The organism is Caballeronia glathei (assembly GCF_000698595.1).
In the GTDB taxonomy this organism is placed as follows: Bacteria; Pseudomonadota; Gammaproteobacteria; order Burkholderiales; family Burkholderiaceae; genus Caballeronia; species Caballeronia glathei.
Genome location: NZ_JFHC01000128.1, coordinates 1 through 11,331, shown reverse-complemented (window position 1 = coordinate 11,331; position 11,331 = coordinate 1). Strand labels below are relative to the sequence as shown.

The 11,331-nt window shown below is 66.9% G+C and carries 14 protein-coding genes; 8 read left to right on the top strand and 6 right to left on the bottom strand.

Going from position 1 to position 11,331, the window contains the following annotated elements:
* From BG61_RS36630 to BG61_RS36620, 3 genes are all read left to right on the top strand, one after another.
* Window positions 1-214 (top strand): sigma factor-like helix-turn-helix DNA-binding protein (locus BG61_RS36630; protein ID WP_035943001.1); only part of this gene is annotated, 214 nt, incomplete at its 5' end.
* A gap of 131 nt (window positions 215-345) precedes the next feature.
* Complete coding sequence (locus tag BG61_RS36625) at window positions 346-1,014, top strand: response regulator transcription factor (RefSeq protein ID WP_035931214.1); 669 nt, start codon at window positions 346-348, stop codon at window positions 1,012-1,014.
* Window positions 1,015-1,177: 163 nt separating this feature from the next.
* Window positions 1,178-1,549: a response regulator transcription factor gene (locus BG61_RS36620; RefSeq protein WP_035931212.1), complete on the top strand. Its 372-nt coding sequence runs from the start codon at window positions 1,178-1,180 to the stop codon at window positions 1,547-1,549.
* A gap of 39 nt (window positions 1,550-1,588) precedes the next feature.
* On the opposite strand, the gene BG61_RS36615 is transcribed toward BG61_RS36620, so the two are convergent.
* Window positions 1,589-2,041 carry an acyl-CoA thioesterase gene (locus BG61_RS36615; RefSeq protein WP_035931211.1) on the bottom strand — a complete coding sequence of 151 codons (453 nt, stop codon included), beginning with the start codon at window positions 2,039-2,041 and terminating at the stop codon, window positions 1,589-1,591.
* Window positions 2,042-2,084: 43 nt separating this feature from the next.
* Between BG61_RS36615 and BG61_RS42510 the strand changes: the two genes are divergently transcribed.
* Genes BG61_RS42510 through BG61_RS36605 form a run of 3 tightly spaced genes read left to right on the top strand, consistent with a single transcriptional unit; the run spans window position 2,085 to window position 5,001 of the window.
* A complete protein-coding gene (locus BG61_RS42510; RefSeq protein ID WP_129572135.1) occupies window positions 2,085-2,435 on the top strand; it encodes a hypothetical protein in 351 nt (116 codons plus the stop codon).
* Window positions 2,432-4,669 (top strand): sensor histidine kinase, encoded by a 2,238-nt coding sequence (locus tag BG61_RS36610; RefSeq protein ID WP_051673043.1) that lies wholly within the window; start codon window positions 2,432-2,434, stop codon window positions 4,667-4,669. Before BG61_RS42510 ends, BG61_RS36610 begins: the two co-directional genes overlap by 4 nt.
* Window positions 4,670-4,725: 56 nt before the next feature.
* Window positions 4,726-5,001: a DUF4148 domain-containing protein gene (locus BG61_RS36605; RefSeq protein ID WP_063741169.1), complete on the top strand. Its 276-nt coding sequence runs from the start codon at window positions 4,726-4,728 to the stop codon at window positions 4,999-5,001.
* Window positions 5,002-5,044: 43 nt separating this feature from the next.
* On the opposite strand, the gene BG61_RS36600 is transcribed toward BG61_RS36605, so the two are convergent.
* Window positions 5,045-5,962 carry a LysR family transcriptional regulator gene (locus BG61_RS36600; RefSeq protein WP_035931319.1) on the bottom strand — a complete coding sequence of 306 codons (918 nt, stop codon included), beginning with the start codon at window positions 5,960-5,962 and terminating at the stop codon, window positions 5,045-5,047.
* 145 nt (window positions 5,963-6,107) lie between these two features.
* On the opposite strand from BG61_RS36600, the gene BG61_RS36595 reads away from it, so the two are divergent.
* Both BG61_RS36595 and BG61_RS36590 read left to right on the top strand, forming a co-directional pair.
* Entirely contained in the window at window positions 6,108-7,046 is a 939-nt protein-coding gene (locus tag BG61_RS36595; protein WP_035931210.1) for an alpha/beta fold hydrolase, read from the top strand.
* A gap of 160 nt (window positions 7,047-7,206) precedes the next feature.
* Window positions 7,207-7,656, top strand: a complete 450-nt coding sequence (locus tag BG61_RS36590; RefSeq protein WP_035931317.1) for a VOC family protein — start codon at window positions 7,207-7,209, stop codon at window positions 7,654-7,656.
* Window positions 7,657-7,679: 23 nt separating this feature from the next.
* Here BG61_RS36590 and BG61_RS36585 read toward each other — a convergent pair whose 3' ends face one another.
* From BG61_RS36585 to BG61_RS36570, 4 genes are all read right to left on the bottom strand, one after another.
* Window positions 7,680-8,972, bottom strand: a complete 1,293-nt coding sequence (locus tag BG61_RS36585) for an NAD(P)/FAD-dependent oxidoreductase (protein ID WP_035931208.1) — start codon at window positions 8,970-8,972, stop codon at window positions 7,680-7,682.
* A 22-nt stretch (window positions 8,973-8,994) separates the two neighbouring features.
* Window positions 8,995-9,846: a 3-hydroxybutyryl-CoA dehydrogenase gene (locus BG61_RS36580; RefSeq protein ID WP_035931316.1), complete on the bottom strand. Its 852-nt coding sequence runs from the start codon at window positions 9,844-9,846 to the stop codon at window positions 8,995-8,997.
* A gap of 35 nt (window positions 9,847-9,881) precedes the next feature.
* On the bottom strand, window positions 9,882-11,093 hold the full coding sequence (gene bktB, locus BG61_RS36575) for a beta-ketothiolase BktB (protein WP_035931314.1): 1,212 nt from the start codon (window positions 11,091-11,093) through the stop codon (window positions 9,882-9,884).
* A gap of 54 nt (window positions 11,094-11,147) precedes the next feature.
* Window positions 11,148-11,331: acyl-CoA dehydrogenase C-terminal domain-containing protein (locus tag BG61_RS36570; protein WP_035942999.1), on the bottom strand; the 184-nt coding region annotated here is incomplete at its 5' end.

Sequence of the window (11,331 nt, the reverse complement as noted above, 5' to 3'; positions counted from 1 at the left end):
GCGCGATCTCGACTATGCGCTGCAGCGGCTGCCCATCGACCAGCGCGAAGTGGTTCTGCTCATCGGCCTCGAGGGCATGAGCTATACGGACGTGGCGCTCACGCTGGAAATTCCGCTCGGCACCGTGATGTCGCGGCTGTCGCGGGGCCGCGAGCGGCTGCGCGCGCTGATGGGCAGCGCGCAGCCGGCGAGGGCGCTGCGCGCGGCACGATGAGCCGGTTTTCCGGTTTCCGGGCAACTCTCGACGCGCGCGGCTGTAAAATCACGGAATTCCGTCACGCAGCACCGTCACGAAACACCTCAGACGCGAACACAATTCCTTCGACCGCACGATAAGGTGGCGCAATGACTTCCAGTCCTGACCCTTTCGCGACAGGCGGCGACGCCGGCAAATCATCCATTGTCTATGTGGTCGATGACGACGAGTCGCTGCGCACCGCGCTTCGCAACCTGTTTCGCTCGGTAGGGCTCGACGTGCAGGTATTTGCGTCGCCGCGCGAGTTTCTCATGTACTCGAAGCCCGACGTGCCGAGCTGCCTCGTCCTCGACGTGCGGCTTCAGGGGCAAAGCGGCCTTGCCTTCCAGACGGAGATCGCCGAGGCGAAGCTGTCGATCCCGATCGTGTTCATGACCGGACATGGCGATATTGCCATGTCCGTGAAGGCGATGAAGGCGGGCGCGCTCGACTTCCTCGCCAAGCCGTTTCGCGATCAGGACATGCTCGACGCGGTCGCGCATGCGCTCGAAGCCGACCGCGTCCGGCGCGGCACGGAGAAGGGCATGGCGGAGTTGCGCGGCCGCTACGAGTCGCTCACGCCCCGGGAACGTGAAGTGCTGGGATACGTCGTGGCGGGGCTCATGAACAAGCAGATCGCGAGCGAAATGAATCTCAGTGAGATCACGGTGAAGATCCATCGCGGGCAGGCCATGAAAAAGATGGCATCGAGGTCGGTTGCCGATCTCGTGCGCAAGGCCGAAGCGCTCGGCGTGCAGTTGCCGGCGGGCGCGCGCTGAAGTCCGGACGGCGAACGCTGTAAGGTACGCGCGCCGATCCGTTGCCGGTTATACCGATATATGATTCTCACCGCCTTAAGCGCTGGCTAAACTAGATCTAACAGTCTGCAACGGTTGTGCGCGCAGTGCGATCGCGTTCATGGCCTCTTTGAGGACCCTTCTCTTGTCTACCACGCCCATTGTTTCCATTGTCGACGACGACGAGTCGGTCCGGCTTGCCACGGCCAGCCTCGTGCGTTCGCTCGGCTGGAGTGTGCGGGCGTATGCATCGGCGGAAGACTTCCTGCAGTCTGGCGAAATCGCGAGCGCGGCGTGCGTGATCTCCGATGTGCAGATGCCCGGCATGACCGGCGTCGAAATGCAGGATCAGCTCATCGCGCAGGGCAACGCGCTGCCGATCATCTTCATCACCGCCTTTCCGTCCGAAGCGCTCAGGCGCAAGGCCGTCGCGAACGGCGCGCTGTGCTTTCTCAACAAGCCGATCGACGTGCAGGAAGTCACGCGCTATCTCGAGAGCGTGTTGCGCGGCGCCTAGTTCGCGCATGTTCGGGTCGCGCATTGCCGGGCCGCGCATCTATTCGCGCGACGAAACGAGGTGAGCGAAGTCGTCGGTGCGCTCGAGCTTGTCCGACGCTTCGAGCAAGCCGGGCGGCGGCGCAACGATGCGGCGGAGTGCGATATCGAACCACGCTCCCTTGATCTCGTAGATCGCGCATGGGGTGTCGCCGCGCCGGAAGGTCTGGCGCATGTGAAAGCGCGATCCGTCGTGATTGACCCCGGCCAGTTGCAAATCGATCGCAACATGCTCGCCGAGCAGTATCTCCTTCAGAAACCTCGTGCGCTCTTCGAACAGGACGGGCGCGAGATTCGCCGCGACCATCGTCCGCACATCGAAGCCCGCCTCGTTGAGCCACTCGGAGCGCACGTACGTCGCCCAGTCGGAATACGCGCTGTTTCTCATATGCTGGTTGCAGTCGATATCCGCCCAGCGGGTCACGATGGTCTTTGAATACGGTTCACGGGACATGGCGCTTTGTTCGAAGGATGGTCGATGACCGGCTTGCCGCGGCGTGCATCCGCTCGTTGCCGGTATTGACTGGATTGACCGGGCTTGCGCACCGGCGTTCCGGCGCGGCGCCGTTCTAGAAGAAAACCACTCGGGATGGAATAAATATCCGGCTCAAACGTTAGCGCATGCATCGATGGAGCGTGCGCGACATGTTGCGATTCGAGAGCAATGTCTATTGCTGCCGGTGAAGTTGAAGCTTGATGAACATCCCAGTAAAGTGCTGGCAACGCGGCTCCGACGGCTTTTGTCGGACCCGGCGTTCGCCGGCAGCCAGCGCTTCTCCGATCCTGCCGATGCCACCCGTGCCGCAGCGCCGCCTTTCCCGCGCGGCGGCACTCTAAAACTGCCATGAATCCTCGCCGATACCTCACCGATCCGAGGCGACCCGCCAGCCGGCTGCTGCTGATACTGGCGAGCATCATCGCGGTCGTGGTTTTCTGCATCGACGCGCTCACCTCGCTCGACATCGCGATCGCGGTGCTGTACGTGGTGGTCGTCCTCCTGACCGCGTCGACCGGCATGCGGCGCACGACAGTCGCCGTCGCATGGGGCTGCATCGCGCTCACGCTCATCGCGTATCTGGCCTCGCACGATACGAGCTATTTCGGCTCGGCGCTCGCGCGTTGCCTGGTGAGCATGCTCGCCGTGGGGACCACCGCCTATCTCGCGCTGCGCAACCAGTCGAGCACCGCGACGCTGCTCGAGCAGGTGCAACTGCTCGACCTGACGCACGACGCGATCGTCGTGTATGACCTGAACAATGTCATCACATTCTGGAATCGCGGCGCGGAAGAACTGTACGGCTGGCCTGCGCGGCACGCGATCGGCAAGACGATCCACGATCTGGTGCAGACCGAGTTCCCCGTTCCCGTCGACGTCATCAGCGGCAGCCTGCTGAGCGAGGACCGCTGGGAGGGCGAACTCGTGCAGACGCGCAGCGACGAGTCGCTCGTGACCGTATCGAGCCGGTGGTCGCTGTGGCGCGACGTGCAGGGCCGCCCGCTCGCCATCCTCGCCACCAACAACGACGTCACCCAGCGCAAGCAGATGGAAGCCGAGATCATGCGGCAGCAGCGCGAACTGCGCGCGACCATCGATGCGATCCCCGGCATGGTCTGGAGCTCGGGGCCCGACGGCTGCGTGAGCTTCATCAACGAGCGCTGGTCCGACATGGGCATCTCGCTCGTGAACCTGCGCGGCGAACTCTGGCGCGCCGTGGTCCATCCCGACGACGTGTCGCAGCTCGAAGAGGCGTGGTCGGGCGCGCGCGCGACGAGCGAGATGTTCTCGCATGTCGCCCGCATGCGCCGCGGCGACGGCGTGTACCGCTGGCTCCATATCCGCGGGGCCCCGCTGATGGACGAGGACGGCCGAGTGCTGCGCTGGTATGGCGTGAATACGGACATCGAGGAGCGCAAGCTCGCGGAAGAGGCGCTCGAGCGCAGCGAGGCGTTTCTCGCCCGCGCGCAGGGGCTGAGCCACACCGGCAGCATCGGCATGAAGATTCCGGGCGGCGAGATGTCGTGGTCGGTCGAGGCGTGCCGCATCTTCGGCTATCCGCCGGGCACGCAGCCCTCGCGGCAACTGGTCATGGACCGTATCCACCCCGAAGACGCCGGCCTCGTGCACGCGCTGTTCGAGCGGGCGATGCGCGGCGAGCCGCATGTCGATGTCGAGCACCGGCTGCTGCTGCCGGACGGCGCCCAGAAGTACGTGCATTTCGTCGCGCACGCCATGACCTCGCAGTCGGGACAGCCCGAGTACGTGGGCGCGCTGATGGATGTCACCGAAAGCAAGATGACGCAGGAGGCGCTGCATCGTTCGATGACGGAACTCGCGCACGCGACGCGCGTGACGACGCTCGGCGAGCTCACGGCATCGATCGCGCACGAGGTCAGCCAGCCGATCTCGGCGATCGTGACCAACGGCGGCGCCGCGCTGCGCTGGATGACCCGCGACGTGCCCGACTGGCACGAGGCGAGCACGTCGATCGAGGCGATGATCCGCGACGCGCGGCGCGCAAGCGACATCATCCGGCGTATCCGCACGCTCGTGCAGAAACACGACCTGCAGCATGCGGTGCTCGGCGTGAATGCGATCGTCGAGGAATCGATCGAGCTCGTGCGCCACGAATTGCAGAAGCAGCGCACGGAACTGGCCGTCGAACTGTCGGCGGAACCGCTTTACGTGCTCGGCGACCGGGTGCAGTTGCAGCAGGTCGTGATCAACCTGCTGATCAACGGCGTGCAGGCGATGGCGGCCGCGAGCGGCGCGCGTAAGACGATGCTGGTCCGCACCAGCCGGCCGGACCCGGGGCACGTGCTCGTGCTCGTGCGCGACTCCGGCACGGGCATTACCGACGAAGACGCGGGCCGGCTCTTCAACGCGTTTTTCACGACCAAGCCGGAGGGCATGGGCATGGGCCTGTCGATCTGCCGCTCGATCGTGGAGGCGCACGGCGGGCGCATCTGGGCCGAGTCGAATGAAGAGCACGGTGCGACGCTTCAGTTCACGCTGCCGCTTCATCCGTATTCCGGGCGGTGCACGCCCGACGACGCAGACGAGCTTTCCCTTCGGATGGAATAAAAAGGCGCGCGGCGCATTCGTCTCATTGAACGTTCTGCACACGCACGGGAGCTCGCATGAAAAAAGTCACTGCCATCGGTCTTTCCCTGATGGTCGTTTCGTCCGCAACCGCCTTTGCCGAAGACGCCCCGGCTCCCGTCACGCGCGCCGAAGTGAGGCAGGACCTCATCGCGCTCGAGGCCACCGGCTGGCGGCCCAAAAACGGTTTCCTGCTGTACCCCGACGACATGCTCGCCGCCGGGCGGCGCGTCGCCGGCCCCGAGGCCGCGCGGCCCCGCGCCATGTCCGGGCAGGCGACCCGCGACGCGCGCGCCGCGAACGGGGCGTCCTGACCCGCGTGCCGGGCGCCGGCGTGCCCCTGGGCGTCGCGCCGGCTCACGCGAACAGGTCGATGCCCTGCACCAGCCGCTTTGACAGGCGCGGCTGCCGCAACTGCTCGAGCCACCATTGGAGGGCGCGGCCTTCGTGGTCGCCGCGCCACGCGACGTAGAGCACATTGGGCTCGCGCGGGTCGACGGTGGCCTTTTCCACCAGTTCGCCCCGCTTCAGCAGTGACGCCACCCGCTGCCGCGGCAGCCACCCCACGCCCAGCCCCTGACGCTGCGCAAGCACCTTGGCGCGCATGCTCGGCACCGCCAGCGCCGGCTGGCCGCCGAGCAGCCCGTACGCGCGTCCGGCCGAAGCGCGCGACGAATCCGCCACCACCACCGCGCGATGCGCCGAGATCTGCTCGCGCCTGAGCGGCCCGTCGGCGCTCGCGAGCGGATGACGCGGCGCGACCGCGAACACCCATTCCATCACGCCCAGTTCGAACCAGCGCAGGCCCGGGATGGCCGGCGGCTCGTTGGTCGCCCCGACGATCAGGTCGGCGCGGCCGTCGCGCAACGCTTCCCAGGTTCCGCTCAGCACCTCGTGCGTGAAGCGCAGCGTGACGCCCGAGTCGAGCGCGTCGAATGCGCGGATCACCGGCAACACCGTTTCGAACTCCAGGATCTCATCGGCGACGATCCACAGCCGGTCCTCCCAGCCGCTCGCGATCTGGCGCACGCGCTGCGTCATCCGCGCCACGTCGAGCATCAGCCGCGCCGCCTCCTCGGCGAGCAGGTGGCCGGCCGGCGTGAGCTGGAGCCGGTAGCGGCGGCGGTCGAAAAGCAGGGCGTCGAACCGTGTTTCCAGTTGCCGCGCGGCGTGGGAAATCGTCGACGGCGCCTTGCCGAGGCGCGCGGCCGCCCGGGAGAGGCTGCCGGTTTCGCGGATCGCGTCGAGCAGTGCCAGTTCGTCTTCGGTCAACATGTTCGACTCCATCGAACGAGTTCGTCGGGAAAATCGTACGGCAAAGCGGGCGTGCGAGTCCACCATGGCATTCAATCGAAGAAGGACGCCACGCGGCTCGGGCGCGGCGCCCTTCACGTTCTGTGCGACGACACCGGAGAAGATCATGGGCATCATCAATCGCATCGCGCGGCGGCTCGCCGCCGCGCTCCTGCTGGCTGCGGCGCTTCAGCCGGCCGCGCAGGCGGCGGACAGCGCGCCGCAACGACGTTCGATCAGCGCGAACGGTATCGAACTGAGCTATCTCGAAGCGGGGCAGGGCGCCGGCACGCCCGTCGTGCTGCTGCACGGCTATACCGAAACGAGCCACATGTGGGTGCCCCTGATGAAGCGGCTGGGCGAGCGGCGCGTCGTGCTGGCGCCGGACCTGCCGGGCGCGGGCGGCTCGGCGATCCCCGCGGGCGGCTACGACAAGAAGACGCTCGCGCAGGATATCCACGCGATGGTCCGGGCGCTCGGCTATCGCAAGGTCAGGCTCGTCGGGCACGATATCGGCCTGATGGTGGCTTATGCCTACGCCGCGCAATACCCCGACGAAGTGGAAAACATCACGTTGATGGACGCATTCCTGCCCGGCGTGGGCGACTGGCAGAAGGTCTGGCTGTTGCGTGACAAGTGGCATTTCAACTTCTACGGCGATACGCCGGAGCAACTGGTGCAGGGACGCGAGCGCATCTACTTCGAGCACTTCTGGAACGACTTCGCCGCCGATCCTGCGCACGCGATGCCGGAAGCCGACCGCAGGCTCTACGCCGCCGCGTATGCGCGTCCCGGGCGGATGCGTGCGGGCTTCGAGTATTTCCACGCCTTTCCCCGGGACGCGGAGGACTTCGCCGGCTTTGCGAAGACGCCGCTGGCGATGCCGATGCTCGTTGTCACAGGAGAAAAGGCGTCCGGCACGTTTCTCATCGATCAGGCACGTCTTGTCGCAACGAACGTGCAAGGCGTGGTGATCAGGAACGCGGGCCACTGGCTCATGGAAGAGGCGCCCGCCGATACGATGGCGGCGCTCACGCAGTTCGTCGACGCCCCGTCGCCGCAATGACGGCTGCCGCGATTCATCGATACGGCGTTCGATGCCACGTTCGATGCCACGCCGCCCGGCCCGCTGCCCGGTTCCGGCGTTCCGCCCGAACGCGCGCGCGCTGATGCGTGAGCGCGCGCCACCCCTTACTCACGCTTTCATGCGCATCAAGGAGCATTTCATGTCGGCAAGCCATTCCGCACAGAAACCCACCGCGGGCCTGCGGCTTCACAACTTCGCCGTGGCCGTGGGCGACCTGAACGCGATGGTCGCGTGGTACGAAGCCGTTCTCGGCTTCGGCGTGGTCGAGCGGGGCCGGTTCGACGCCGTCGGCGCCGACTACGCGATGATCGAGCAGGGGGGCTTGCGGCTCGAACTCGTGTCGCGCCCGGGCCATGCCCAACGGCCCGCGGACCGCACCGCGCCGCCGGAGCATCTCGGCGTGCTCGGCTGGAAGGCGCTGGTGCTGGAAACCGACGATCTGCATGCGACTACCGAAGCGCTCGCCGCGCATGGCGTCGAAACCGTCTGGGCCGATCAGCCGCTGAACGCCGCGCGCCGCTCGACGATGATCCGCGACCCCGAAGGCAACCTGATCCATGTGTTCGGGCCGAGGCTCGCCGTTGCCTGAATGCGCGAGCGGCATGCGCCCGGTCAGAATATCGACTCGATGAATTCGCTGCACCTGTCCCTGAGCTGCGCCCGCGAATAGCTCAACTGCGCCGCGAGGAGTCCGGCAGGCTTGTACGCGGGCGCGAGGCCGAAGCGGCCGAACGCCTTCCAGCCTTCGTCGCCTTGCGCGATTGCACGGGCGATGGTCTCGCCGGCGAGTGTCGTCGGCGCGACGCCGTGGCCGCCGAAGCCCTGCGCGAACCACAGGTTCGTGTCGCTTTGGCCGATCTGCGGCATCTGATGTCGCGCATAGCTCATGAGCCCCGACCACGCATAATCGACGCGCACGCCGGCCAGCGCCGGAAACACCTTCAGCAGATCCCTGGTCAGCAGTGTCCGGACCTGCGCGGGCGAACGGTCGAGCACGGAGATGCGGCCGCCCCAGAGAATGCGGGTATCGGCGAGCGGGCGGTAGTAGTCGAAGGCGAAGCGCGTGTCGTAGACCGCCGCCCGCGTGCCGAAAAAGCGGCCCAGGCGTTCGGAGAGCGGCTCCGTCACGAGGATGTAGGTGGCGATCGGCAGGATGCTCGCGTCGATTTCGCGGCGCAGTCCCGACAGATAGCCGCCGCACGACAGCACGACGTGCTCTGCGCGCACGCTGCCCTGCGCGGTGCTGACGATCCAGCCGGCGCCGTCGCGAACGAGCGCCGTGACGGGCGACGATTCATGCATCCGCACGCCGCGCGCGCGGGCTTCGCGGGCCAGTCCGCGGATATAGTTGAGCGGATGAAAATGCAGCGCGTTCGGCTCGAACAGCCCCGAGTGATAGCGTTCGCTGTGCACCCGGGCGCGCATTTCGTCCCTGGTGAGATACGTCCAGTCGGTCGAGAAGTACGTCTTCAGCGTGCGCTGGCGGCGCAGCATCGCGGCTTCGTCGCGGAACCAGTTCGCGAGGATCACGCCGGTGTCCTGCACGCCGCACTCGATGCCGTAACGCGAGATGCGCTCGCGAATCAGGTTCACCGACGACACCGTGCCCGCATAGAGCGCCCGCGCCTTTTCGGGGCCGAGCTCGGCGAGCAGCGTCTCTTCGCCGAGGGAGAATCCGCCGAACACGAAGCCGCCGTTCCTCCCCGACGCGCCGCGCCCGATGTAATGCGATTCGAGCAGCACGACGCCGTTCACGCCGCGCTCGGCCAGGCCGAGCGCGGTGTTCACGCCCGCGAAGCCGCCGCCCACCACGCACACCTTCGCATCGACCCTGCCCGACAGGGGCGGTTCTTCCCCGCTGTCGTTGAGGGTGGCGTGATAGTAGTTGTGCTGCTCGGCGTCCATCGGGCGGACCGGCGCGCGCCGGTCAGTCGTAGCGGTACACGCCGCGCCGCGTCTTGCGGCCGAGATGCCCCGCCGCGACGAGTTCGCGCAGGAGCGGGCACGCACGGTACTTCGAATCGCCGAAGTCCTTCAGGAACACGTCCATCACCGAGAGGCAGACGTCGAGCCCGATCAGGTCCGCGAGCGCGAGCGGCCCGATCGGATGATTCGCGCCGAGGCGCATGCCCGCGTCGATTTCCTCGGCCGTCGCGACGCCTTCCTGCAGTACGAAGAACGCCTCGTTGATCATCGGCACCAGGATGCGGTTGACGACGAACCCGGGCGAGTTCTTCACGCCGATCGGCGACTTGCCGAGCCGCTCGGTCAGCTCGCGCACGTCGGCGGCCGTTTCCTCACTCGTCTGCACGCCGCGAATCACTTCGACGAGCGGCAGGAGCGGCACCGGATTGAAGAAGTGCATGCCGATGAAGCGCTCGGACTTGTCGAGCGTCGCGGCGAGCGCGGTGATCGAAATCGACGACGTATTGGACGCGATGATGGCGTCCGCGCGCACCACGGTTTCGATCTGCCGCAGGATGCGGACCTTGAGCTCGGCGTTTTCCGTGGCCGCTTCGATCACGATGTCGGCGGTGGCGAGGCGCTGGTAGTCGGTGGACGTCTCGATGCGCGCGAGCGCCGCATCGCGCGCCGACGCCGCGAGCTTGTCCTTCGCGACGAGGCGTTCGAGGCTGCCGGTGAGCGTGGCGATGCCCTTCGCGAGCGCGGCGTCGGTCACGTCGATCAGGATCGTCTTCAGGCCCGCGACGGCTGCGATCTGCGCGATGCCGTTGCCCATGGTCCCGGCGCCGATGACGCCGACGGTGTCGATTTTCATGCGTTGCTCCTTTCCGCCGGTGCCGCGCACCGCGCTCATTGAAGGTTTTCGAACACGGCCGCAATACCCTGGCCGCCGCCGATGCACATTGTAACCAGCGCAAAGCGTCCGCCGGTGCGCTGCAGTTCGTACAGGGCCTTGACGGTGATCAACGCGCCCGTCGCGCCGATCGGATGGCCGAGCGAAATGCCCGAGCCGTTCGGATTCACGCGTGCCGGGTCGAGCCGCAGTTCCTGCGTGACGGCGCACGCCTGCGCGGCGAAGGCTTCGTTCGCCTCGATCACGTCGAGCTGATCGATGGAAAGGCCCGCGCGCTCGAGCGCGATGCGCGTCGCAGGCACCGGGCCGATGCCCATGTAGCGCGGATCGACGCCAGCGTGCGCATACGATACGAGGCGCGCGAGCGGCTTCAGTCCGCGCTCTTCGGCGGTCTCGCGGGCCATCAGCAGGACGGCGGCGGCGGCGTCGTTGATGCCCGACGCGTTGCCCGCCGTGACCGTGCCGTTTTCCTTCTGGAACACGGGCCGCAGCGAGGACAGCTCGGCGGCGTCGAGATCATGGCGCACGTGCTCGTCGGTATCGAAGACGATCTCCCGGCCCTTGACCTTGCGCGCAACCGGCACGATCTGGCCCCTGAAGCGCCCCTCGGCGATGGCCCGCGCGGCGCGCCGGTGCGACTCGAGCGCGAGCGCGTCCTGCTGCTCGCGCGTGATGCCGTATTTTTGCGCGACGTTTTCCGCCGTGACGCCCATCGGGATCGCATGGAACGGGTCGTTCAGCGCACCGAGCATCATGTCGATCAGGCGCGCGTCGCCCATGCGCGCGCCGAAACGCGCGTCCGGCGTGATGTACGGCGCGCGGCTCATGTTTTCCGCGCCGCCGCCGATCGCGATGTCGGCGTCGCCGAGCATGACGGTCTGTGCCGCCGACAGAATCGCCTGAAGGCCCGAGCCGCACAGGCGGTTCACGGTAAAGGCGGGCGTCGATTGCGCGACGCCGGCGTCGAGTGCCGCGACCCGCGCGAGATACAGGTCCTTCGGTTCCGTGGCGATCACGCTGCCGAACACGACATGGCCGACCTCGTCGCCCGCGACGCCCGAGCGCGCGAGCACCTCGCGCACGACGATCGCCCCGAGTGCGGTCGGCGGCAGATCCTTCAGCGCGCCCCCGAACTTGCCGATGGCCGTACGCACGCCGCCCGCGACCACTACTTCCCGTTGTTGTCTGCGTTGTTGTCTGTTATGCACTTCATGCTCCTCGATGGTTCGCCGCAATGGATTCGCGCGTCTGCCCACGCCCGTTCAGAACTGGTCTTCGGAAAGCGCGAGCACGCTTTCATTGCCTTTCGCGCTGACGATCGACGCCTCCAGCGCGATCGCTTGCGGCAGGATGTGATCGGCGAAGAAATACGCGGTCGCGATCTTCGCGCCGTAGAACGCTTCATCCTCGCTGCGCTTTTCGCTTGCCGCCAGCAGCGCACGCGCC

What these genes read in the sequence shown, in the direction of transcription:
- BG61_RS36590 (WP_035931317.1), top strand. Translation starts at nt 7,207, where the DNA reads ATGTCGGCAAGCCATTCCGCACAGAAACCCACCGCGGGCCTGCGGCTT.
- BG61_RS36600 (WP_035931319.1), bottom strand. Translation starts at nt 5,962, where the DNA reads ATGTTGACCGAAGACGAACTGGCACTGCTCGACGCGATCCGCGAAACC.
- BG61_RS36625 (WP_035931214.1), top strand. Translation starts at nt 346, where the DNA reads ATGACTTCCAGTCCTGACCCTTTCGCGACAGGCGGCGACGCCGGCAAA.
- BG61_RS36580 (WP_035931316.1), bottom strand. Translation starts at nt 9,846, where the DNA reads ATGAAAATCGACACCGTCGGCGTCATCGGCGCCGGGACCATGGGCAAC.
- BG61_RS36595 (WP_035931210.1), top strand. Translation starts at nt 6,108, where the DNA reads ATGGGCATCATCAATCGCATCGCGCGGCGGCTCGCCGCCGCGCTCCTG.
- BG61_RS36585 (WP_035931208.1), bottom strand. Translation starts at nt 8,972, where the DNA reads ATGGACGCCGAGCAGCACAACTACTATCACGCCACCCTCAACGACAGC.
- BG61_RS36605 (WP_063741169.1), top strand. Translation starts at nt 4,726, where the DNA reads ATGAAAAAAGTCACTGCCATCGGTCTTTCCCTGATGGTCGTTTCGTCC.
- BG61_RS36610 (WP_051673043.1), top strand. Translation starts at nt 2,432, where the DNA reads ATGAATCCTCGCCGATACCTCACCGATCCGAGGCGACCCGCCAGCCGG.
- BG61_RS36615 (WP_035931211.1), bottom strand. Translation starts at nt 2,041, where the DNA reads ATGTCCCGTGAACCGTATTCAAAGACCATCGTGACCCGCTGGGCGGAT.